Below are 21,632 nucleotides of genomic sequence, written 5' to 3' on the forward strand. Positions count from 1 at the left end.
TAGGATTTTCTATGGATTTTTTACTGCTGCTGAAAGCGGCAATTATGGGAATTGTTGAAGGAATCACAGAATTCTTACCAATTTCCAGTACCGGCCATTTAATTTTGGCTTCAGAACTGATGAACTTCTGGACCAAAGAAAAAAGTGATGTTTTTGTAATTGCCATTCAAATGGGGGCAATTGCAGCAGTGATTTATGAATACTGGACCCGGCTTTGGGGCGCAGCCACCGGCATGTTCACCGGCGAAGAAACCGGACGCCGTCTGGGCTTTGGCCTGATTCTGGCCTCGCTGCCGATTATTCTGATTGGTTTGACTTTCGGGCAAACCGTGAAAGCGATGTTGTTTAATGATATCGCCGTGGCCATTGGTCTGATTATTGGTGGTCTGATCATTATCTGGATTGAGAAGCATCCACCTCAAGTACGGGCACAGGAAGTTGAAGACCTGACCTATAAAGATGCAATCTGGATTGGTCTGATTCAGGTACTGTCTTTAATTCCGGGCACTTCACGTTCGGGTGCGACCATTATTGGGGCGATGTTCCTGGGCGTATCACGTAAAGCGGCGACAGAATTCTCGTTCTTTCTGGGAATTCCGGTGATTATTGGCGCAGGCTTGCTGGATTTATATCAAAGTTATGATGTCTTCCAGACCACGCAGGACTGGACCGTACTGAGCGTCGGGATTATTGTTTCCTTTATCTCCGCATTAATCTTAATTCGCGCGCTGGTGGCGTATGTGGCCAAACGCGACTTTATGATTTTTGCCTGGTATCGTATTGTGTCAGGCCTTCTGATTTTACTCTTTGCATATACAGGCTGGACCTTATGGTAAGCGTACTTCGCTGCTATACCGAACCCGCATTTTTTGAGAAAGCACAGCACTATCAGGCTGTGCTTTCTTCACGTGGGGTTACCCTTCAAATTGATGTCATCGACAAACTGAATGCACGTTTTTTAAGACTGCATCCAGACATGGCGCTGTGCGTTGATGCCGATGGCCTGTGGCTATGTGCGCTGGGCATGAAAATGCAGCCAGACTGGCAGGCTGAAATTCCGCGTTTAAAACGCGCGTCATTAAAGTCAGAAATGCTGGCCCGTGCCTGTAACCTGGCGGAAAAACCGCAGCTGATTGATGCAACTGCAGGTCTGGGCCATGACAGTTTGCTGATGGCGCATTTGGGGGCTGAAGTAACGCTGGTAGAACGGCATCCGATTCTGTTTAGTTTATTGGAAGACAGCTACCAGCGCGCCCTACAGGACCCGTTTTTAAGCAAGGTTGCCGCACGCATCCACTTGGTCTTTTCTGATTCGGCTGATTACTTAAAAGCGCAGGCAGAAGCAGGGCAGGCTGTTGATGTGGTGTATCTGGATCCGATGTTTCCACAGCGTGACCAGAACCAGCAGGCGGTAAAAAAACAGGCACAAGTCAAAAAGCAGATGCAGCTGCTGCATTTGTTATTGCCGGAACATGGTGAAATGGATTTGGGCGATGCCTTGCTACCGCTGGCGCAAAAAATCGCCAAACGTGTGGTGGTTAAGCGACCACGTCTGGCGGTATATCTGGCCGGGCAAACACCGGATCATCAATGGACCGGAGATGCCTGCCGCTTCGATGCTTACTTCCAGCAGGACGCGACCAAAGTAAACGGGTAATCGCTTCAAAACTGGGCAAAGATTTGTTATATAGTTAAAAAAGAGCATTGATAATTATGACATCAGGCATAAACTAAGTCTGCACAAAGCGAGCCACTGCTAACGACAATCTTATGATCGACTTTAAACCCTCCATCAATTTTTGGCATGATTTTAAAAGCAACCAAACAGCGGGGATGTGGTTATTTTTTGGTTCGCGCCGATCTTTACAGATTGTCCGTCCTTCCATTCTGCAACTGATTTTCTGGGGCATTTTAGGCGGTCTGGCCAACACTTTATTTAGCTGGCTCAGCGCCGGTGAAACCGGTGATTTTAACCCGCAAGGTCTGGTCAGTTATGCCTTGTGGCCGTTTATTGCCTTAATTGTCGGGATTTTCCTGTCCCAGCGCGTTAATAATCCACGCCTCATGCTGGTACCGGCTTTACTGTGGCTGGTGTTAGACACCCACATCGCCTTATTGCAAAGCCTGATCCAATATCTGGGCATGATTGATGTGTTGCCTTATGTTTTCTATGACTATCTGCCACTGATTTTTATGGTGCTGTTTGTCTGGCAGAGTCTGGCGGTGGTCTGGGTACTTTCCCGTGAGCTGAAATGGCCGTGGTGGGAACGTGCCCTGATTGTTCTGGCCACGCTGTTTACCCTGGTGGTGTGGCAGATGTCGGTCAAGAGCCAGCCAATCTGGAAAGTGGAAGAGGTCCCGCCGACGTTTAGTGAAGAAGCCTTTTATGCACAAAGCAAGGTACTGAATCAGGCGCTGGAGAAGATTCAGTATGGCGAATTTGCGCAATCACACTGGTATTTTCTGGGGGTGGCCGGAGCCAGTTATCAGGATGTGTTTATGTCCGAAGTCGAGCGGATTCGGGAACAGTTCGATACCCGCTTTGGCACTTTTGGCCGCTCGATGATTCTGGTGAATAACCCGATGACACGCAATGTCACCCCGATTGCCTCACGCACCAGTATGGAACTGGCACTGCGCCGTATAGGCCAGCAGATGAATCCGGAAAGCGATGTGCTGTTTTTATACATGACTTCACATGGCTTGCCGAACCAGTTTGAAATGGAAAATGCGCCGCTGGAACTGCAACAGGTTGATCCAAAATGGCTGCGCGATGCGCTGGATAAATCCGGTATTCGCTGGCGCGTAATTGTGATCTCGGCCTGTTATTCGGGCAGTTTTGTTTCGGCCCTGCAAAATGACAATACTTTGGTAATTACCGCATCGGCCGCAGACCGCGCTTCATTTGGCTGTTCCAACGAAGCCGATTATACCTATTTTGGCCGGGCCTTCTTTGATCAGGCCATGCGTGAAAACAACAGCTTTGCCGAGGCTTTTGCACAGGCCAAGCTGACCGTGGCAAAATGGGAGCAGGCACAAGGTTTTGAACCGTCTGAACCGCAATGGTCGATGGGCAAGAACATGCAGCTGATGTTGCCGCAACTGGAGCAGCGTTTATTCCCGCAAGCCATGGTGGCGCAGCCAAATGAAATGCCTTTAACTTTAGACAGCCCTTAAAACAGGATAAGACGATGGAATTAATACAGAACAATCGATGCTTTGATGGCGAACAGCGAATTTACCGTTTTAATTCCAGCAGCTTAAACGGGGAAAGCTGTTTTGGTATTTTTCTGCCGGCACAAGCCTTGGCGGGTCAGGACTGTCCGGCGCTTTTTTACCTGGCAGGTTTAACCTGTACCGAAGAAACTTTTGCAATTAAAGCGCATGCCCAGCGTCTGGCGGCACAGTTGGGCTTTATTCTGATTAGCCCGGACACTTCACCTCGCGGTGAGCAGGTGGCGCAGGGCGATCACTGGGATATTGGGCAGGGTGCAGGTTTTTATATTAATGCAACCCAGGCACCCTGGGCAGCGCATTACCAGATGGAACAGTTTGTTGCAGAAGAGCTGTATAAGCTGGTGTGTGAACAGTTTGCGGTGCAAACCGACAGTATTGGTATTTTCGGCCACAGTATGGGCGGCCATGGTGCGTTAACGCTAGCTTTTAAATATCCGGAAAAATTTAAATCAGTTTCTGCCTTTGCGCCGATTTGTGCGCCAAGCCAATGCCCGTGGGGAGAGAAAGCTTTTAGTGCCTATTTAGGTGAGGATCGTCAAGGCTGGCAAGCACATGATGCCACCGCACTGGTCCAGCAAAAAGGCAAGCAATTTGCCGATATTTTAATTGATCAGGGCCTACAGGATCAGTTCTATAGCCAGTTGAATCCGGCGCTGTTCCAGGCCGCTTGTGCGCAGGCCGGACAGCCGCTGAGCTTACGTGAACATGCTGGCTATGATCATGGTTATTACTTTATTCAAAGTTTTATTGATGACCATCTGCAATTTCATGCAGTCCAATTACAATCCTAATATAATCCATCGCTCAGAACACCGCTTTTGACCTGTTGCAGGGTGAAGGCGGTCTGTGATTTTTTGTTTTTTAATTTTTAACCGTGTCTTTATTTTAAAAAATAATTATAAGGCCTGATATGCAAAACCAAGATATACATCCGACTTTTACCGCAGAGGAACAGACCCAGCTGCCGCCAGCGCTTGTCGTTGATTCACCTGAACCGCAGCTGCTTGGGCAGCGCCACCCTTTTCATTTTTATGGCACTGCCATGGAATATTTCGGCATCTGGATTGTCAATATTCTGTTGATTATTGTCACGCTGGGACTGTATGCGCCGTGGGCCAAAGTACGCCGCTTGCGCTATTTTTATGGCAATACCGAATTTATCCAGCGCCGTTTTGACTTTACCGGTGTGCCGAGCAAGATCTTAATTGGCCGGCTGATTGCAATTGGCCTGTATCTGGCCATTTCGCTGTTATCCAACTACTCGGTACGCGCCACCCTGATTGGGGTACTAATCCTGTATCTGGCGGTACCCTGGCTGATTCGGGCCACCATCCGCTTTAATGCACGTAACAGTAAATTTGGTAACAGCCGCTTTTTCTTTTCCGGCACTAGCAAGAAAGCCTATATCGAATTTCTAAAAGGGATTCTGGTGTATATCTTGACCCTGGGCGTATTTTTCCCGGTGCTGATCTGGCTGTATAAGCGTTATTGCCTCGATCATCTTTATGCGGGGCAATTGCAGTTTAAATTACAGGCCGACTGGCCGGCCTATATGCGCGCCATGTATGTGCCGCTGTTTCTGTTTATCGGCTTGCTGGGGGCGGCAGCGCTGGTACTGGCCTTGCTGGCCGATTTTTCCAGTCTGAGTGCGGTGCAGTATGTCTGGATTTTTATGGGTATCTATCTGCTGGCGGCTTTATTCATCTGGCCGTTAATGCTGGCGCGGATTTTTATGACCAGCTGGAACAATACCACCCTCAGTCGTAGCCAGTTTCAGACCAGTTGCAACCAGTGGCGCTATGCCTGGATTGTGCTCAGCAACTGGATGGTGAAAATTTTAACCCTCGGCCTTATGACGCCGTGGGCGGCAATCCGTTTATATCGCTATCAGGTGGAGTCTTTAAGCCTGCATTTAAACAATGATCCGGACCTGCTGATGAACCAGTTACAGGGTGATCCAAGCGCGATTGCGGAAGAAATTAGCGATATCTTTGATATTGATGTGTCTTTATAAGGAAAGCCCTGATGCAACAGATGACGGTTGAAGCCGTGTTTTATGATGGTCAGAGTGCCAAGCCTTATACTGCTCAGGTGTTGGCAGCCGATGCGGACAGTATCTGGGTTCAGTATGGTGAAAACTTTGCCTTGCAGCGCCGTTATCGTTATCAGGACATGCTGCTGATAGGCGCATTGGGCCGTATCCAGCCGGTAATTGAACTCCAGGATGATGCACGTCTGGAGTTTCAGCAGCCTTTACCGGACTGGTTTCAGCTGCAGCAAAAGAATATTTATCAGTCGATCTGGAAGCTGGAGCGTACCCCCAGCCTGATTCTGTTTAGCACCATTTTTATTGTGGCGCTGGCCTTTGCCACGGTGAAGTGGGGCATTCCGTGGGCCTCGCATGTGGTGGCCAATCAGTTACCGGAAACCACCCTGAACAGTGTCGGCAATGAAGCAGAACACTATGTGCTGGAGATGACGGGTCCAAGCCGTTTAAGTGCGGCGCGCCAGCAGGCAATTTTACAGCAGTATCAGGCATTGGTGGCAGAAGACCGGCCGGCGAAACTGCTGTTTCGAGAAGGGAATCGGTTGGGTGCCAATGCGGTGGCGATTCCCAACAATACTATTATTCTGACCGATGAACTGGTTGAGCTGGCACAGGATGACCGGGAAATTCTGGGGGTGCTGGCACATGAGCAGGGTCATCTGGTCGAGCGGCATAGTCTGCAACAGGCGCTGGCCAGTTTAGGTTTTGGGGTCATCCTGATTGCGATTACCGGTGATGGCTCCGATTTAATGACCAGCCTGCCTCTGGCTTTGGTGGGTGCCAGTTATTCGCGTAATTTTGAAGCCGAAGCCGATCATTATGCCTTAACCACCATGCAGCACAAGCAGGTGCCAACCATCCATTATGCCAACCTGTTACAACGGCTGGCAGATGAAAGCGGCGAAAGCGAGCAGGGTAAGTCGGTCTGGGATTTTCTGCAAAGCCATCCGGCCACGCAGGAGCGTATTGAAGCAGTCAAGGCCTTTGAAGCCAAGCAATCTGCCGAAGTAAAATGAGCAGATCTAAGTAGGTTTAATCGGCCTGCTGCCAGTCAGCACTTAACTGTTCCTGTCCCATGCGTTGCAGATGATCCAGCACCACCTGTTCCAGCCGGTTCAGGTCGGTGTGTTCATCTAAAGCAATAATTTCGGTATAGAGTGCATCAGATTGTGGCTGTAACACAATGGTCGCGCTTGGCATCAAAATACGCAGTTCCTGTGCTGTTTCCTGTACTTCAAATTTGTGTTTCCAGTGGTTACCCAGGCGTTTGGCCAGACGGGCCGCTTGTGTGGTGGCAATATGACTATAACGTTTCATGAAAAATCCTGTTCAGTAAGCCTTAAGCCTAAGAGAAAAGAGCGCCCAGACAAAGCCGCGTGTTGCAACACAGCGTTGTAGATTTGCAATCTTGCCGCAGGTGGCCATCTGCCGCCCCAGAGCCGGGGACAATTTGTTATAATGGCGCAGTCACTCAAATACTTAGCCAGGGTCTCCCATGTCCAAGCCATATTTAATTGCGCCTTCTATTCTTTCTGCAGACTTTGCCCGTTTAGGGGAAGAGGTAGAAAAAGTGCTTGAAGCCGGTGCTGATGTTGTCCACTTTGATGTCATGGACAATCACTATGTACCCAACCTCACCTTTGGTGCAGGCGTATGTAAGGCCCTGAAAAATTATGGGATTCAGGCGCCAATTGATGTGCATTTAATGGTCTCTCCGGTGGATCGCATGATTGGCGACTTCTTGGAAGCCGGTGCCGATATTATTACCTTCCACCCGGAAGCTTCGGACCATATTGACCGTTCGCTGCAACTGATCAAATCGGGCGGTGCCAAGGCGGGTCTGGTTTTTAACCCGGCAACGCCGCTGCATTATCTGGATTATGTGCTGGATAAAGTCGACCAGATTTTATTGATGAGTGTGAACCCGGGCTTTGGTGGCCAGAAATTTATTCCTATGACCCTGGAAAAATTACGTCAGGCGCGTCAGATCATTGATGCCTCAGGCCGTGATATTCGCCTTGAGGTTGATGGTGGTGTTGGCCCGGCCAATATCCGTGAAATTGCCGAAGCCGGTGCCGATATGTTTGTGGCTGGTTCAGCGATTTTTGGCAAACCGGATTATAAAGCTGTGATTGATGAGATGCGTGCCGAACTGGCCAAAGTCGGTGCCGTGAATACCTAATAAAACTGGATAAGTTATCGGCACCCTGTGGATAACTTTGTGATTAACTCTATGGATATCTATGTTGATAACAGTATGGATAACCGGATTAATTTATAAACAGTTGTGCATCAATCGTTTGCCAATTAGACATAAAATGTATAAAAAGGACTCAAATGAGTCCTTTTTATTTGAGCAAAAGCCCTAAAATTCCTGCCTTTTTATTCAGCTCTGCTTAATAGTTATACTGCACAATAAATAACTTTATTATTTTATTGATATGCAAAACAATCTTCCCGGCAGCAGCGATTTAAAATTTAAAGCATTGTGTATAACTGTGAATTTCTCTATGCTGGTTTGCACAGGCGTTTAGCTGTTTTAAGCAGCTTCAACGCTGGGGTTTGGTCTTATGGGGTGAGGAAATCCTGTTGTATACACAGCGCAGACAACCGGTGTGGTTCAGCTATCTGATGGCATTTGTCATGGGATGGAGCAGTCTTGTGCTGGCGGTTGTACAACCAGCGCATGCGGCCATGCAACTGTCTAACTCTGCCGCGATCACCAGTGCGAAATCATCCGTTTCATCACCTACACCTTGTCATGCTGAAAAGGCAGATTCTCCTGTAGAACAACATCACCCAAGCCATCATAGCACCAGTCCATCTGCACAGTTACCCGACTGCGAGCAGGTACATCATCCAGAGCAGCATTTAAACTGTCAGGATTGTCCACCCCTACATTGCCAGCCGGGTCTGAGCTATCTCAAGATTGCGCTCCCTGTGCTGGAACAGGCAAGCCCGACCTTTGAGTCTGAGCCGCACTTTCATCTCTATCATGCCCAGCATTTACCCGGCTACTGGCAGGAAATCCTGCGTCCACCGAAAACCTTATCCTGACTTTAAAAACTTTTCTTTTTTTATTGTTTTAAGGATAAATCATGTCAATTCAATTGCGTCAGGCCATCGTGCTTGGCTTATGTCTGTGCGCATCGTCCTGGGCGATGGCCGCAGTCCGGGAATATCATCTGTATATTGATGAGCAGCCGGTCAAGCTGACCGGAAAAACTGTCAAAAAAATAAGTGTGAATGGCCAATTCACAGCCCCCTTGCTTGAATTTGAGGAAGGTGATGAAGCGGTGATTCATGTGCATAACCAGCTTCAAAATCGCGATTCTTCCATTCACTGGCATGGTCTGTTATTGCCGGGTGTAATGGATGGCGTGCCGGGCTTTAACGGCTTTCAGGGCATTGCGCCGAAGGGACATTTTACTTATCGCTTTCAGCTACGGCAGCAGGGCACCTACTGGTATCACGCCCATTCCAAAGGTCAGGAGCAGGATGGGCTATATGGCCCGCTAGTCATTTATCCCAAAGGCAAACAGCCTGTGGCTGCGCATGAGCAGGCCGAGCGGGATTATGTGGTGATGCTGTCCGATTTTCACGCATCTTCCAGCGACACGATTTTAAATAATCTGAAAAAGTCGGCCGAGTATTATCAGAACCAGCGTGAAACCCTGGCCGATGTGTTGCAGCAGGTGAAACAGCAGGGCCTGAAACAGACCTGGCAGCAACGTTCCATGTGGAACCAGATGCGTATGCTTAGAACCGATTTGTCGGATGTCACCGGTTATCAGTTTTTAATCAATGGCAAAACACCGGAACAGGCCTGGACCGGGCTGTTCCGACCGAATGAAAAAGTGCGTTTACGTTTTATTAATGCCTCGGCCATGTCGTTTTTTGATGTACGCATTCCGCAGCTCAAAATGACCGTCATCAGCGCTGATGGCCAGCCGGTCCAGCCGGTGCCTGTAGATGAGTTCCGAATCGGGACGGCTGAAACCTATGATGTACTGGTGGAACCAAAAGCCGGCCATTACCAGATTGAAGCAGAATCAATTGACCGTTCAGGCTTTGCCATTGGTAGTTTATTGCAACAGGGCATGCAACCACCGCCACTGCACATGCCAACCGCACGACCACGTGCGGTATTGACCATGGAAGATATGGGACATGCTGCTCATGGTGCAGAAAGTACTGCGCCACATGCGGTACATAGTGCGTCATCCACATCTTCGACCCTGCAGCATCCATCGATGACGCATGCTGCCATTAAAGAGACTGAATCTTTAACGGTAGCCGAAGATCATCCTGCAGTGCATTCATCGCATGCAACGCAGGCGCAGTCAAAATCTTCGGCCAGTTCGGTCCCTCAAGGTTGGGCCAATGCCTCAACACCCGCCGGACATAAAGCACTTCGCTATGCGGACTTAAAAGCCTTAAAGCCGCAGCCGGATACGCGCGCGCCGGTGCAAGAGCTGGTGATTCGTTTGGGCGGCACGATGGAACGTTATATCTGGACCATCAATGGCAAGAAATTTAGCGAGGCTGAACCGTTGCAGGTGGCCTATGGCGAACGGATTCGGCTGAAATTTATCAATGACAGCATGATGGCGCATCCGATGCATTTGCATGGCATGTTTATGCAGCTGGAAAATGGCCAGGCCGCTGCCGACCTGCCAAATAAACATACCCTGATTGTACCGCCTGGAAAAACCGTGAGCGCGTTATTGACCGCCGATGAGCTGGGGGAATGGGCAATCCATTGTCATCTGCTGTATCACATGAGTTCGGGCATGATGAATAAGTTAGTGGTGGCACAGGTGATGCCAGAGCAGACGGCTTCATTACCCGCAGCTCCATCTGCGCTGCCAGCTGCTGTTCAGTCTTCGGGAGATGCACATGCACATCACTAATTTTGCCCGTTTCAATTTGTTGGGAGCCATGCTGTTTGCGACACCGATGTTATCGGCGCAGACACAGCACCCATCTTCTCACGCTGCAGAACATGAAGTTGTACCGCAGACGTCAGTAAAATCTGTCGATAAACATGCACAACACAAGCAGATGATGCAGGCTGAACATCAGCAACATCAGCAACATCAGCAACATCAGCAACATCAGCAACATCAGCAACATCAGCTCATGAGCATGCCTCATCTGGTGGAGAAGGCTGCAACGGCAACAACGCATGATCACCGACAGGAGCATGGCGGGCAGTGGTATCAGTCCAGTATGCTGGAATCAAAATGGATGCAGCATGCGGGTGGACGCGGAGTGTGGCAGTCCGAGCTGGAAAGCCGGGTCGGAACGGATGAACACAAGCTGTTTTTCAAACTGCATACCCAGCAGGCCGAGTCGCAACAAGCTGAATATGAGGCACAGGTTTTATATAGCCGGATGATTTCTGATTTTTGGGATATCCAGGCTGGTGTGGCCTATCAGGAGGATCAGACTTCGGCACAGCAATGGCGTGGTGTGGTTGGCCTGCATGGGCTGGCGCCGTATTTCTTTGAATCTGAGGCCTATTTGTCGCTTGCCGAAGATCAGCAGGTGCTGCTGAGTCTGGACACTGAGCGAGATCTTTTGCTGACCCAGAAACTGATTCTGGCACCTTATTTGCAGGCCAAGCTGGTACTTTCAGATGAATCGGTGCAAGCGCAGAAAACTGGTTTAAACCAGCTGCAGACCGGGCTACAGATGCGTTATGAAATCAGCAAAAAAGTCATGCCGTTTGTAGATGTGGCCTATGGCTATCATAAAGGGCTGGCCCAGACAGCTGAGCAGGATGCGACAGAATCGGAACAGGGCTGGCAATATGGCGCCGGGTTACGGTTGAAGTTTTAATCCGATCCAGCGTTTATCTATACACCGGATGGGCTTTGGTTCATCCTTTTGTTTGCTGGAGAAACGACCTATGCTCCAGCAAGCAATTTATTCACTTAAGTGAAAAAGTTTGAATCGCCTTATCTGGGTTGTGATTTTTAGTCCCTCTTGAGCTGAAGGTCATTCCCCTCCAACGGTGTTTTACTGGCAGGCGGCGGATTTTTGCTATACTGATACCGTAATTCTGGAGGAACGACCTCCCTTAAAGGTGCTGTCTTTAAGAAAAATCGTCAGGACGGCCTGACTCTATCTGAATAATGGAGGAGGGCGTGATGGCCTGGATCGTATTAATTTTTGCCGGTATTTTTGAAATTGTCTGGGCTTATTTTATGAAGCTTTCAGACGGTTTTACCAAGCTTACCCCAAGCATTCTGACCATTTTCTTTATGGTGCTCAGTTTTGGCCTGCTGGCCTATGCCATGCGCAGTCTGCCACTGGGCACGGCCTATACCATCTGGACCGGGATTGGCGCGGTCGGTTCTTTTCTGGTGGGTATTTTGGTACTGGGCGAGCCGGCATCGGCCATGCGTATGCTGGCGGCAGTGTTAATTATTTCCGGTCTTGTGCTGATGAAACTTTCATCGGCATAATCAAGCTAGACTAAACTGAACAGGAGAAGGAGATGAAACTTGCATTTATGTATATGCCTTCTCCGGTCGGGCGTTTAAAACTGGTGGCCACAGACAGCGCGCTGGTCGCCGTGATCTGGGACAATGAAAATCCCAAACGGGTCCGGCAGGCCGAGCTGGTAGAGCAGCTGGATCATCCGATTTTGCTGGATGCGCAACAACAGCTGAATGAATATTTTCAGGGCCAGCGTCAGACTTTTGAACTGCCTTTAGATTTTGAAGGCACAGAATTTCAGAAAAAAGTTTGGCAGGCACTGCTGAATATTCCTTTTGGCGAAACCCGCAGTTATCGGCAAATTGCTGAGCAGGTCGGCAGTCCCAAAGCGGTACGGGCTGTCGGTGCGGCCAATGGCCAAAATCCAATTTCAATTATTGCACCCTGTCATCGGGTGATTGGCAGCGGCGGTAAACTGGTTGGCTTTGCCGGCGGATTAGACAATAAAGAGATTCTGTTAAAACTGGAACAACAACAAAAATAAATATAGATATTTTATGGTGTTGCATCGCTTAGTGCAGGCCAATAAACAGCTTAAATCAGTAAGCATCCGTTGATTAAAAAAAATAGATCACTATCCAGATTGAGTGCCCTCAAGCAGATGGAATCTTTCAGTATCTGCCTGATAATGAAGATTAAACCAGCATTATCATTCCTGAATGAAACACCGTTTTATGTTAGCGTCAGGTCAAGATCATCACCATTAAAATAAAACCGCAATGCATGATGTAAATATTTTGCGTATGTTGATTTCACAGCTGTGGTGGCTGTTGCTGATTCTGCTGGGCTTGAGCCTGCTGCGGGTGTTTCTGCCGGACTTAAAAGGCAAAATTGGGGAGTGGGCTGTTCAGCGACAGGCCAAGCAACATCTGGATGAGCGTTATATTTTACTTAATGATTTGACCTTGCCCGATCAGGATGGCGGCACCACACAAATTGATCATGTGCTATTAAGTCCTTTTAGCATCTTTGTGATAGAAAGCAAAAACTATAAGGGCTGGATTTTTGGCAGTGCGCGGCAAAAAATGTGGACCCAGAAAATTTATAAAAAGAGTTATAAATTCCAGAATCCCTTGCATCAGAATTACAAACATACTCAGGTGTTGAGTCATTTGCTGGCTGATCTGCTGGAGCCGGAACATTTACATTCAATAGTGGTATTTATGCCGGGCTGCGAATTTAAAACAGAGATGCCAAAGCAGGTATTTCAAGGGACAGGCTGGGTAAATTACGTACAGGAGTTCCAGACCGAAGTCATCTCCGCCATGCGCTTAAAACGTTTGCAATTACGACTGGAAAAAGAAGTACTGGACCCGTCCTGGCAAACCCGGCGCGCGCATGTGGCGCAGCTTAAATCCAGACATCATCAAGACTGAACCCAAGTATCGTGTTGAGCTGAGTCGTCTACGCTTACCAAACTCTCCTGAACTGTTGAATAAGCACTATATTTTTCTGGCTCTCAGCTTGCTAGATTGGTGGATATTAGCCAATTTTTGCCAGATGTTCAGGCCGGAACAGGAGCGTTCACGATGTCAGAGCCGTATCTACCGTATACCCCGCAGGTTGAACAGGAACAGCCGAATGAAAGTCGCTTGATTGAAGATATTATCGAGCATATGGCCCAAGCCCGACAACAGGTGTTTGACAAGCATCGCCATGCAGTCCGCGATGCGCATGCCAAATCACATGCATTTCTGAAAGGTATTTTGACCGTGCCGGTGTTGCCGCCGCATTTGGCGCAGGGAATTTTTGCCGAGCCAGGACATTATGATGTGATGGTGCGTTTATCGGCTGCGCCGGGAGATTTACGCAGTGACCAGGTGCCAGTACCGCATGGCTTTGCCTTAAAAATCCTGAATGTGCCGGGCGCACGCTTACTGGCCGATGATCCGAGTGATGGTAAAAACCAGGATATTCTGATGGTGAATATTCCGGTGCTGGCCTTTGGCACGCTGCGTAAATACCAGCAGATGCTGCCTCTGGTGACACGCGCGGAACAGGCGCCCGATCCGATGTTAAAAGGCATGCGCAGTATGGCGCGCAGTTTAAATACACTGGTGGATAAAGCCGGTTTAGAAGTACCGGTAACTTTAAAAGGCTGGGCGCGCAGTCAGAACCATATTCTCGGTGAAACCTATCACACCATGGCTGCACTGCGTTATGGCGACTATATGGCAAAAATCAGTGTGGCGCCGGAATCGACCTCGGTACGTCAGCTGACCAATATTCCAATGCAGATTAGCCATGACTCCAGCATCCGCGATCTGGTTCGGGATTTCTTTAAGCACCATAGCGCCGATTATGTATTGCGTGCGCAATTATGTACCAGTCTGGAACGGATGCCCATTGAAGATGCCTCGGTATTATGGCCGGAAGAAGAATCTGCGCATCAGACCATTGGCACTTTGCATTTTCCCAAACAGGACAGCTATAGTCCGGAGCGGCGGGTTTATGCCGATGATGTGTTGTCGTTTAACCCGTGGCATGGCGTGCAGGCGCATCAACCTTTGGGTTCAATTATGCGGGTACGTAAACAGGCTTATGAACGTTCCGCCTCGTTCCGGCACCGGATGAATACCCAGCCGCGAGCCGAACCGCAGCAGCTGGATGATATGCCGGATTAAAGGGCTTCAGATTCAGGTCGAAAAAATACCTGCCATGGGGCAGGTATTTTTTATATTAAGGGTTAAAAGCGTTTTGGAATCTTCTGACCATTCGGTACCGGACTTTCTGCCTGTTTTAGTACCCCAAACAGCCAGGTTTCAGCATAATTCACAGCGGCTTGCAGTTCATCACCTAGTGCTAAACGGCCGGCAATAAAGCTGGCCAGCGAGCAGCCCGAACCGTGGTATTCGCCTTCTAAACGCGGGCAACGGGTTTCTGAAATCAGTTCACCATCTATATATAAAGCATTGCGGATGTGATCCGGGGTATCTTCATGGCCGCCTTTAACCAAAACCGCCTTGGCACCCATCGCAAACAGTTTCTGGGTGGCCAGTTCCAGATCATCTTCACCGGTCAGGGCACGCAGTTCTACCGTATTCGGGGTCAGTAAGGTTGCCAGTGGAATCAGCTCGACAAAGGCCTTGACCAAAGTCGCCTGATCACCCAGAGAGCCACCGCTGTTGGCGACCAGAACCGGGTCCAGCACATAGTAATAGTCCGGATGTTCTCTCAAGAAATCTGCCAGCGCTGCAATATTGTCGGTGGTGCCGAGCATTCCCGATTTAACACAGCGAATTGGCAGATCGTTCACCACGGCATTGGCCTGGGCCAGTAGTAATGCTTTGGAAGTGGCTTCAAAGCCAAACACCTGCTGCGAGTTTTGCACCGTGAGGGCGGTACAGGCAATGGCCGCATGTGCGCCACTTTGACCAATCGCTTCAATATCAGCCTGTAAGCCCGCGCCCCCAGAGGGATCTAAACCAGAAAAGCAAAGTACCGTTGGACGCACATCCATATCCTTCAATCATGAATTTACGTTAGTATAGGCAACTTTGAATCAAGTCTCGAGTGTATTTCACGGTCGAAGGGGGAGAAAAATTCATGATTAAACATCTGCTGATTGATTTGGATGGCACCCTGACCGATCCAAAAGTGGGTATTACCACCTCGGCGCGTTATGGACTGGCAAAAATTGGTCATCCACTACCAGAATCTGAAAATATTGACTGGATTATTGGTCCGCCACTGAAAGCTTCACTGGCAAAAATTTTACAGGTTGAACCGAATGATGTGCTGGCGGAACAGGCACTGATGGGTTATCGCGAGCGTTTTGCCGTGACCGGTTTATATGAAAATAAGGTTTATCCGACTGTGGCGGAAACCTTGCAAACCTTGAAACTCCAGGGCTATCAGCTGTTTTTAGCCACGGCCAAGCCGACCATTTATGCACGGCAGATTCTGGAGCATTTTGAGCTGGAACAGTATTTTACCGGCATTTATGGCAGCGAGCTGAATGGTGATCGGACCCATAAAGATGAATTAATTGCCTATATTCTGGAGCAGGAACAGCTGCAGGCCAGCCAATGTCTTATGGTCGGCGACCGGGAATATGATGTGCTGGGGGCGCGACATAACGGGATTGAAGCGGTCGCGGTCGAATATGGTTATGGCACGATGCAAGAGCTGGATCATGCTGCACCAAAAGCCCGTATTCAGCAGTTTTCCCAGTTGCCGAATGTGGTGGCTGACTTAAATAGTGCATTGGCATCCTGTCAGGCTTAATATAAAAAATCCATTCGGCTGATGCTGTATTCATCAGCCGGTGGCTGGATTTTCCATGCGCCTAATCACATCGACGGATCTATCGACTCTCTGAAACATCAGCCTTCAATATTTAAATACAGACTTTCTTTAACTTCTTCCATTACCACATAACTGTGTGAAGAGGCTGAGGCCGGCAATTTTTTCAGTAAATCGCCAAGTAAACGCCGGTAGGCGCTCATTTCTTTGAGCCGTGCTTTAACCAGATAATCAAACTCGCCGGAAATCAGATGACACTCGAGCACTTCCGGAATATCCACCAGATCTCGCGCCACCTGATCAAACACATCGCCCGATTTGGCCGACAGTTTAATCTCCAGAAATACCAGCAGTTTCTTGTCCACCAGTTCAGGATTCAGGCGGGCATAATAGCCCATAATAATGCCATCGCGTTCCAGCCGTTTAACCCGTTCCGAGCAGGGCGTGGTGGATAAATTGACCTTGGCCGCCAGCTCACTAATCGCAATCCGGCCATTGTTTTGCAGGATGTCCAAAATCATGCGATCAATCCGGTCTAATTTACGCATCTAAAAATTCCTTTATTCCAAAAAATATCCTGAAAAAATGGTCGGATTATCTGAAAATACCCACTAAAAATAGCAAAATTCACTATTGATCCGAAAATATACTAGTTAAATAAACTGGAATGTATTTGAGGTCAAGTCTATGCGTGTAATTGTGTTGGGAAGCGGTGTCATTGGGGTGACCAGCGCATATTATCTGGCGCAGCAGGGTGCAAGTGTGACGGTGCTTGATCGTCAAACCGGGCCGGCGGAAGAAACCAGCTTCGGGAATGCCGGACAGGTTTCACCGGGCTATTCAACGCCGTGGGCAGCGCCGGGGATTCCATTTAAAGCCGTGAAGTGGATGTTCCAGCATCATGCACCTTTGGCCGTGAATTTGGATGGCAGTATGTGGCAGTTACAGTGGATGGCGCAAATGCTGAAAAACTGTAATGCGCAGCACTATGCTATTAATAAAGAGCGGATGGTGCGGGTAGCCGAATATAGCCGCGATTGCCTGAGACAGTTACGCCAAGACACCGGAATCAGCTATGAAAACCGCTCTAAAGGCACGCTGCAGCTGTTCCGTAAAGATGCCCAGCTCGATGCCGTACAGCGTGACCTTGAAGTATTAAAAGAAAGCGGTGTGGAATATGAGCTGTTAGACCGTGATGGTCTGGCACGGGTTGAACCGGCTTTGGCTGCGGCCAAGGACAAAGTGGTTGGTGGTTTGCACTTGCCTAATGATGAAACCGGCGACTGCTATCTGTTTACCAATGCGCTGGCCAAACTGGCACAGGAGATGGGTGTTGATTTCCAGTTTAACCAGAATGTAGAAAAACTGCTGGTTGAAGGCGACGAGATTAAAGGCGTGCTGGTCAATGGCAAAGTGCTGACCGCAGACCGTTATGTATTAGCCTTTGGCAGTTATTCACGTGAATTCCTGAAACCGCTGCATCTGGACCTGCCGGTCTATCCGGTGAAAGGTTACTCGCTGACTGTGCCAATTGTCGATCCAGCCATGGCGCCACAATCAACAGTTCTGGATGAAACTTACAAGATTGCCATTACCCGTTTTGACCAGCGGATTCGTGTCGGTGGTATGGCTGAATTAAGCGGCTTTAACCTCGGTCTGAATCAGGATCGTCGTGCCACGCTGGAAATGGTCACCAAAGATTTATTCCCGGGTGGTGATTTACCGCAGGCCAGCTTCTGGACCGGTTTACGTCCAATGACGCCAGACAGCACCCCGATTATTGGCGGCACCCGCTATAAAAACCTGTTCCTGAATACCGGCCACGGGACTTTAGGCTGGACCATGGCCTGTGGCTCGGGCAAGTTAATCAGTGATCTGGTGATGCAGCAGCAACCGGAAATTAGCACTGAAGGCTTGTCGTTACAGCGTTACGCCGCTTAAGGTATTGATTCAAGGAAGAACGATGTCTAGACCAATTCAGGCAGTGGTGCATCTCGATGCACTGCGCCATAACCTGCAGATTGCTCGGCAGTATGCCGGGGATAGCCAAGTTTATGCCGTGGTCAAGGCCAATGCCTATGGTCATGGCATCGAGCGGGTCTATCCGCCTTTTCAGTCCGCCGATGGTTTTGCTTTGCTAGATCTGGCCGAGGCATTGAGATTACGCCAGCTGGGCTGGCAGGGTGATATTCTGTTGCTGGAAGGCATTTTCTGTCTGGAAGATTTATCAGTCTGTCAGCAACATCACTTAAGTTTTAGCATTCACAGTGCCCATCAAATTGACTGGTTACAGCAGTTCCAGCGCCAGCATCCGGAAGCACGTTTTCATGTCTATCTGAAAATGAACAGTGGCATGAACCGTCTGGGTTTTGCACCCGCCGCTTACCGGGGCGCCTTTGCCCAGTTACAGGCACTGGAAATTGTAAGCTCTATTACCCACATGATGCATTTCTCCGATGCCGATGGCGAACGTTTTGGTGCGCCGGGCATCGACTATCAGCAGCAGTGTTTTGAACAGACCATTGCCGGCCTGCCTGGCCAGCGTTCACTCTGTAATAGCGCGGCATTGCTGCGTCATGCGCCGGCCCTGCATAGTGATGTGATGCGTAGCGGCATCATGTTGTATGGCAGTTCGCCCGATTTTCCACAGCATACGATTCAGGACTGGAACCTGAAACCGAGCATGAGCCTGCGCAGTGAAATTATTGCTGTCCAGCAGCTGAAGGCTGGAGAAAGTATTGGCTATGGCTCCAGCTTTGTTGCTGAACAAGCCATGCGGATTGGCGTAGTGGCCTGTGGCTATGCCGATGGCTATCAGCGAATTTCTCCAAGCGGTACACCGGTACTGGTCAATTCGCAGCGCAGCCAGACGCTGGGTCGGGTCAGTATGGATATGCTGGCGGTCGATCTCAGCCATCTTCCTGACGCCGATATTGGCGCTGAAGTGGTGCTGTGGGGCTATTCCAGCAGTGGTGCCATCTTGCCGGTCGATGAGGTCAGTCAGGCAGCCGGTACCGTTGGCTATGAGCTGATGTGCGCCATCACCGCCCGGGTGCCGTTTGTGGTGCAGGCATAAAATTTTATTCAACAGGATCACAACATGAGTTCTCAAGATATTCAACGTATTCACAGCACTGAAGTGATGAGTGCGGCAACGGTATTTAATCAGGTGGTCTATCTGTCGGGTCAGATTCCGAAAACCACTGCCGGGCAGGACATCACTGCGCAAACGCAAGAAGTGCTGCAGACCATTGATACGCTGCTGGCCGAAACCAATAGCGATAAAAGCCGGATTTTATCTGCGCAACTCTTTTTAAAGAATCTGTCCGATTTCCAGACCGTGAATGCGCTCTGGATTGAATGGTTGCAGGGCCATGCCACACCGGCACGCGCCACCATTCAGGCGGAACTGGTCAACCCGGACTGGCTGATTGAAATTGCAGTGACCGCTGCACAGAAATAAGCCGTCTGGTTTGGTTTTCTCTCCCAGCCACTGACGCTGCGTACAGCCCAAGATAGGATTTGTTGGGATGTACAGGACCATCATTGCAGGATGACGTATGCACAGCCTGCGCTGATGGCAGGGTCAGGGCACAATAAGGATATTGAACATGACTTCCTCTCGTCACGATGACGTTCATTCGTCGCCACATGAATTACAACGCAAACTCTCCAACCGGCATCTGCAGTTAATTGCCATTGGCGGCGCTATTGGCACCGGACTGTTTATGGGCTCCGGCAAAACCATTGCCTTGGCTGGCCCGTCCATCCTGTTTATTTATATGATTATTGGCCTGATGTTTTTCTTCCTGATGCGCGCATTGGGTGAAATCCTGCTGTCCAATCTGCACTATAAATCCTTTATTGATATGGCGCATGAGCTGATCGGGCCGGGTGCGGGCTACTATATTGGCTGGTCCTACTGGCTGGGCTGGATTCTGGTTGGAATTGCCGATCTGGCAGCCATCATCAATTATCTCGGTTTCTGGCTGCCACCAGATACCACGTTTACTCCCATGGGGCAGGCGCTGATCAGTGTTGGTTGTGTGCTGTTTGTACTGGGACTGAATTTACTGACGGTCAAGCTGTTTGGTGAAATCGAGTTCTGGTTTGCCCTGATCAAGATTCTGGCCATCTTAGGCCTGATTGGTATTGGTGGCTATATGGTCTTTAACCAGTTTGCCGCGCCAGATGGCACCACTGCCAGTTTTCAGCATGTCTGGTCACATGGTGGTATGTTTCCACAAGGCGGTAACGGTTTTCTGGCCGGTTTCCAGATTGCGCTGTTTGCCTTTGTCGGGGTGGAGCTGCTGGGCACCATGGCGGCTGAAACCAAAGATCCGGAAAAGAATTTACCCAAAGCAGTCAATGCAATTCCGACCCGGATTATCCTGTTTTATGTGCTGTCTTTATTTGTGGTGATGTCGGTGACGCCGTGGAACCAGATTCCGGCAGACCGTAGTCCGTTTGTGTCGTTGTTTTTACATGCCGGTATTCCCACCTCTGCGATTATTATGAATCTGGTGGTGTTATCTTCGGTGATGTCTTCCATGAACAGCGGTGTATTTTCGACCAGCCGCATGCTGTTTGGCCTGGCGCGTGGCCGGCAGGCGCCACAGGCGTTGGCGACCTTGTCAAAACGGGCAGTACCGGCCAAAGGTCTGCTGTTCTCCTGTCTGTTTATTATGGCCGGTGCAGCCTTGCAGTATTTTGTGCCGAATACCGTTGAAGCCTTTACCTTGGCCAGCTCGCTGTGCGTGATTCTGTTTATTAGCATCTGGGGCATTATTATGGTGTGTTACCTGCGCTATCGTAAACTGCAGCCGCAGTTACACGCTGCTTCACGCTTTAAAATGCCGGGCGGGGTGCTGATGAGCTATGTGGTGTTGGCCTTCCTGCTGTTTGCACTGGTGATTCTCAGTCTGGAGCCGGATACGCTGAAAGCACTGCTGGTCAGTCCGTTGTGGCTGGTGATTTTAACCGTGACTTACTATGGTCTATATAAACCGCGGCTGCGTAAATACCAGCAATATGCCCAGACCGAGCAATATGCCAAGTCAGAAACCCTTCGCTAGCCCACAAAAAAGCCTCGTATCAAACGAGGCTTTTTTTATCTGTTCTTCGATGGAGCTAGAACACAGGTTTCACCACCACCAGAATCACAATTGCAAATAACAGCACTGTCGGCATTTCATTGAAAAAGCGCCAGAACTTGTGTGACTTGTAATGGGCATTGCCAATCAGTTTCAGACGGTAATAACCGCAAACCAGATGGTAAATCACCAATAATCCGACCAGTGCCACTTTCAGGTAAAACCACAAGGCATCGTGGTAGTTCCGGGTGGCATCACCCCAATCTACCAGAAAGTGGGCGGTAATTAGGGTGGCAATCATGGAAGGCCACATAATTCCGCGGTACAACTTGCGTTCCATGACTTCAAAACGCTGATGACTGACCGCATCTTCACTCATGGCATGGTAAACATATAACCGTGGCAGATAGAACAGTGCAGCGAACCAGCACACCACGGCAATAATATGTAATGCTTTTACCCATAAAAAAGCATCAGAAGGTGCATCCATCGAAAATCCTATT

The 21,632-nt window shown here is 49.3% G+C and carries 23 protein-coding genes; 19 read left to right on the plus strand and 4 right to left on the minus strand.

All coding sequences use genetic code 11. The features are described from left to right. Positions 1 to 11 precede the first annotated feature (11 nt). The 6 genes from ACPEPR_RS06365 to ACPEPR_RS06390 all read left to right on the plus strand — a co-directional run bounded on the left by ACPEPR_RS06365 (position 12) and on the right by ACPEPR_RS06390 (position 6,300). Entirely contained in the window at positions 12 to 836 is an 825-nt protein-coding gene (locus ACPEPR_RS06365; protein ID WP_016659491.1) for an undecaprenyl-diphosphate phosphatase, read from the plus strand. Beyond that, positions 830 to 1,657, plus strand: a complete 828-nt coding sequence (locus ACPEPR_RS06370; RefSeq protein WP_423562146.1) for a class I SAM-dependent methyltransferase — start codon at positions 830 to 832, stop codon at positions 1,655 to 1,657. The genes ACPEPR_RS06365 and ACPEPR_RS06370 overlap by 7 nt, the downstream gene beginning before the upstream one ends. Before the next feature lie 113 nt (positions 1,658 to 1,770). Next, positions 1,771 to 3,177, plus strand: a complete 1,407-nt coding sequence (locus tag ACPEPR_RS06375; RefSeq protein ID WP_423562148.1) for a C13 family peptidase — start codon at positions 1,771 to 1,773, stop codon at positions 3,175 to 3,177. 14 nt (positions 3,178 to 3,191) lie between these two features. Continuing rightward, positions 3,192 to 4,028, plus strand: coding sequence for an S-formylglutathione hydrolase (gene fghA / locus ACPEPR_RS06380; protein WP_286415242.1), 837 nt, complete (start codon positions 3,192 to 3,194; stop codon positions 4,026 to 4,028). A 119-nt stretch (positions 4,029 to 4,147) separates the two neighbouring features. Further along, a complete protein-coding gene (locus ACPEPR_RS06385; RefSeq protein WP_168396036.1) occupies positions 4,148 to 5,251 on the plus strand; it encodes a YjgN family protein in 1,104 nt (367 codons plus the stop codon). 11 nt (positions 5,252 to 5,262) lie between these two features. Beyond that, the gene (locus ACPEPR_RS06390) at positions 5,263 to 6,300 is read left to right on the plus strand and encodes a M48 family metallopeptidase (RefSeq protein WP_104503993.1); all 1,038 of its coding nucleotides are present in this window, start codon (positions 5,263 to 5,265) and stop codon (positions 6,298 to 6,300) included. Between the two features lie 16 nt (positions 6,301 to 6,316). On the opposite strand, the gene ACPEPR_RS06395 is transcribed toward ACPEPR_RS06390, so the two are convergent. Further along, positions 6,317 to 6,601: a DUF2218 domain-containing protein gene (locus ACPEPR_RS06395; protein WP_104472524.1), complete on the minus strand. Its 285-nt coding sequence runs from the start codon at positions 6,599 to 6,601 to the stop codon at positions 6,317 to 6,319. 178 nt (positions 6,602 to 6,779) lie between these two features. Here ACPEPR_RS06395 and rpe point away from each other — a divergent pair, with 178 nt between their 5' ends. The 8 genes from rpe to ACPEPR_RS06435 all read left to right on the plus strand — a co-directional run bounded on the left by rpe (position 6,780) and on the right by ACPEPR_RS06435 (position 14,415). After that, positions 6,780 to 7,466 carry a ribulose-phosphate 3-epimerase gene (gene rpe, locus ACPEPR_RS06400; RefSeq protein ID WP_075175405.1) on the plus strand — a complete coding sequence of 229 codons (687 nt, stop codon included), beginning with the start codon at positions 6,780 to 6,782 and terminating at the stop codon, positions 7,464 to 7,466. Between the two features lie 407 nt (positions 7,467 to 7,873). Then, complete coding sequence (locus ACPEPR_RS06405; RefSeq protein WP_180006998.1) at positions 7,874 to 8,341, plus strand: hypothetical protein; 468 nt, start codon at positions 7,874 to 7,876, stop codon at positions 8,339 to 8,341. Between the two features lie 41 nt (positions 8,342 to 8,382). Then, entirely contained in the window at positions 8,383 to 10,197 is a 1,815-nt protein-coding gene (locus ACPEPR_RS06410; RefSeq protein ID WP_168405806.1) for a copper resistance system multicopper oxidase, read from the plus strand. Positions 10,198 to 10,426: 229 nt separating this feature from the next. Continuing rightward, entirely contained in the window at positions 10,427 to 11,128 is a 702-nt protein-coding gene (locus ACPEPR_RS06415) for a copper resistance protein B (RefSeq protein ID WP_286420608.1), read from the plus strand. Between the two features lie 311 nt (positions 11,129 to 11,439). After that, positions 11,440 to 11,757: a quaternary ammonium compound efflux SMR transporter SugE gene (gene sugE, locus ACPEPR_RS06420; RefSeq protein WP_104472520.1), complete on the plus strand. Its 318-nt coding sequence runs from the start codon at positions 11,440 to 11,442 to the stop codon at positions 11,755 to 11,757. Positions 11,758 to 11,789: 32 nt separating this feature from the next. Then, positions 11,790 to 12,275 carry a methylated-DNA--[protein]-cysteine S-methyltransferase gene (locus ACPEPR_RS06425; RefSeq protein ID WP_005179878.1) on the plus strand — a complete coding sequence of 162 codons (486 nt, stop codon included), beginning with the start codon at positions 11,790 to 11,792 and terminating at the stop codon, positions 12,273 to 12,275. A 235-nt stretch (positions 12,276 to 12,510) separates the two neighbouring features. Continuing rightward, complete coding sequence (locus ACPEPR_RS06430) at positions 12,511 to 13,167, plus strand: nuclease-related domain-containing protein (protein WP_104510262.1); 657 nt, start codon at positions 12,511 to 12,513, stop codon at positions 13,165 to 13,167. A gap of 153 nt (positions 13,168 to 13,320) precedes the next feature. Further along, positions 13,321 to 14,415 carry a catalase family protein gene (locus ACPEPR_RS06435; RefSeq protein ID WP_168400278.1) on the plus strand — a complete coding sequence of 365 codons (1,095 nt, stop codon included), beginning with the start codon at positions 13,321 to 13,323 and terminating at the stop codon, positions 14,413 to 14,415. A 62-nt stretch (positions 14,416 to 14,477) separates the two neighbouring features. On the opposite strand, the gene ACPEPR_RS06440 is transcribed toward ACPEPR_RS06435, so the two are convergent. Beyond that, complete coding sequence (locus tag ACPEPR_RS06440) at positions 14,478 to 15,245, minus strand: hydroxymethylpyrimidine/phosphomethylpyrimidine kinase (protein ID WP_016659477.1); 768 nt, start codon at positions 15,243 to 15,245, stop codon at positions 14,478 to 14,480. Between the two features lie 92 nt (positions 15,246 to 15,337). Between ACPEPR_RS06440 and ACPEPR_RS06445 the strand changes: the two genes are divergently transcribed. Then, entirely contained in the window at positions 15,338 to 16,018 is a 681-nt protein-coding gene (locus ACPEPR_RS06445) for an HAD-IA family hydrolase (protein WP_045795528.1), read from the plus strand. Between the two features lie 98 nt (positions 16,019 to 16,116). Here ACPEPR_RS06445 and ACPEPR_RS06450 read toward each other — a convergent pair whose 3' ends face one another. Next, the gene (locus ACPEPR_RS06450) at positions 16,117 to 16,584 is read right to left on the minus strand and encodes an Lrp/AsnC ligand binding domain-containing protein (protein WP_005179867.1); all 468 of its coding nucleotides are present in this window, start codon (positions 16,582 to 16,584) and stop codon (positions 16,117 to 16,119) included. 139 nt (positions 16,585 to 16,723) lie between these two features. On the opposite strand from ACPEPR_RS06450, the gene ACPEPR_RS06455 reads away from it, so the two are divergent. The 4 genes from ACPEPR_RS06455 to ACPEPR_RS06470 all read left to right on the plus strand — a co-directional run bounded on the left by ACPEPR_RS06455 (position 16,724) and on the right by ACPEPR_RS06470 (position 21,111). Next, positions 16,724 to 17,977 carry a D-amino acid dehydrogenase gene (locus ACPEPR_RS06455; RefSeq protein WP_180007005.1) on the plus strand — a complete coding sequence of 418 codons (1,254 nt, stop codon included), beginning with the start codon at positions 16,724 to 16,726 and terminating at the stop codon, positions 17,975 to 17,977. A gap of 22 nt (positions 17,978 to 17,999) precedes the next feature. Next, on the plus strand, positions 18,000 to 19,112 hold the full coding sequence (gene alr, locus ACPEPR_RS06460) for an alanine racemase (RefSeq protein ID WP_423562156.1): 1,113 nt from the start codon (positions 18,000 to 18,002) through the stop codon (positions 19,110 to 19,112). A gap of 24 nt (positions 19,113 to 19,136) precedes the next feature. After that, on the plus strand, positions 19,137 to 19,499 hold the full coding sequence (locus ACPEPR_RS06465; protein ID WP_005179861.1) for a RidA family protein: 363 nt from the start codon (positions 19,137 to 19,139) through the stop codon (positions 19,497 to 19,499). Between the two features lie 148 nt (positions 19,500 to 19,647). Beyond that, positions 19,648 to 21,111, plus strand: a complete 1,464-nt coding sequence (locus ACPEPR_RS06470) for an amino acid permease (protein WP_016659472.1) — start codon at positions 19,648 to 19,650, stop codon at positions 21,109 to 21,111. Between the two features lie 55 nt (positions 21,112 to 21,166). Here the strand turns inward: ACPEPR_RS06470 and ACPEPR_RS06475 are convergent, their stop codons facing one another. Then, positions 21,167 to 21,619 (minus strand): CopD family protein, encoded by a 453-nt coding sequence (locus ACPEPR_RS06475; RefSeq protein ID WP_005179856.1) that lies wholly within the window; start codon positions 21,617 to 21,619, stop codon positions 21,167 to 21,169. Positions 21,620 to 21,632 lie beyond the last annotated feature (13 nt).

The sequence above is a fragment of the Acinetobacter sp. AND/436 genome (assembly GCF_049546925.1).
In the GTDB taxonomy this organism is placed as follows: domain Bacteria; phylum Pseudomonadota; class Gammaproteobacteria; order Pseudomonadales; family Moraxellaceae; genus Acinetobacter; species Acinetobacter indicus.

Coding starts and splice junctions, on each gene's coding strand:
- ACPEPR_RS06425 (WP_005179878.1), top strand. CDS start 11,790: ATGAAACTTGCATTTATGTATATGCCTTCTCCGGTCGGGCGTTTAAAA.
- ACPEPR_RS06450 (WP_005179867.1), bottom strand. CDS start 16,584: ATGCGTAAATTAGACCGGATTGATCGCATGATTTTGGACATCCTGCAA.
- ACPEPR_RS06410 (WP_168405806.1), top strand. CDS start 8,383: ATGTCAATTCAATTGCGTCAGGCCATCGTGCTTGGCTTATGTCTGTGC.
- ACPEPR_RS06390 (WP_104503993.1), top strand. CDS start 5,263: ATGCAACAGATGACGGTTGAAGCCGTGTTTTATGATGGTCAGAGTGCC.
- rpe (WP_075175405.1), top strand. CDS start 6,780: ATGTCCAAGCCATATTTAATTGCGCCTTCTATTCTTTCTGCAGACTTT.
- ACPEPR_RS06395 (WP_104472524.1), bottom strand. CDS start 6,601: ATGAAACGTTATAGTCATATTGCCACCACACAAGCGGCCCGTCTGGCC.
- ACPEPR_RS06415 (WP_286420608.1), top strand. CDS start 10,427: ATGAGCATGCCTCATCTGGTGGAGAAGGCTGCAACGGCAACAACGCAT.
- sugE (WP_104472520.1), top strand. CDS start 11,440: ATGGCCTGGATCGTATTAATTTTTGCCGGTATTTTTGAAATTGTCTGG.
- fghA (WP_286415242.1), top strand. CDS start 3,192: ATGGAATTAATACAGAACAATCGATGCTTTGATGGCGAACAGCGAATT.
- ACPEPR_RS06445 (WP_045795528.1), top strand. CDS start 15,338: ATGATTAAACATCTGCTGATTGATTTGGATGGCACCCTGACCGATCCA.
- ACPEPR_RS06455 (WP_180007005.1), top strand. CDS start 16,724: ATGCGTGTAATTGTGTTGGGAAGCGGTGTCATTGGGGTGACCAGCGCA.
- ACPEPR_RS06385 (WP_168396036.1), top strand. CDS start 4,148: ATGCAAAACCAAGATATACATCCGACTTTTACCGCAGAGGAACAGACC.
- ACPEPR_RS06470 (WP_016659472.1), top strand. CDS start 19,648: ATGACTTCCTCTCGTCACGATGACGTTCATTCGTCGCCACATGAATTA.
- ACPEPR_RS06365 (WP_016659491.1), top strand. CDS start 12: ATGGATTTTTTACTGCTGCTGAAAGCGGCAATTATGGGAATTGTTGAA.
- ACPEPR_RS06370 (WP_423562146.1), top strand. CDS start 830: ATGGTAAGCGTACTTCGCTGCTATACCGAACCCGCATTTTTTGAGAAA.
- ACPEPR_RS06375 (WP_423562148.1), top strand. CDS start 1,771: ATGATCGACTTTAAACCCTCCATCAATTTTTGGCATGATTTTAAAAGC.
- ACPEPR_RS06475 (WP_005179856.1), bottom strand. CDS start 21,619: ATGGATGCACCTTCTGATGCTTTTTTATGGGTAAAAGCATTACATATT.
- ACPEPR_RS06435 (WP_168400278.1), top strand. CDS start 13,321: ATGTCAGAGCCGTATCTACCGTATACCCCGCAGGTTGAACAGGAACAG.
- alr (WP_423562156.1), top strand. CDS start 18,000: ATGTCTAGACCAATTCAGGCAGTGGTGCATCTCGATGCACTGCGCCAT.
- ACPEPR_RS06465 (WP_005179861.1), top strand. CDS start 19,137: ATGAGTTCTCAAGATATTCAACGTATTCACAGCACTGAAGTGATGAGT.
- ACPEPR_RS06430 (WP_104510262.1), top strand. CDS start 12,511: ATGCATGATGTAAATATTTTGCGTATGTTGATTTCACAGCTGTGGTGG.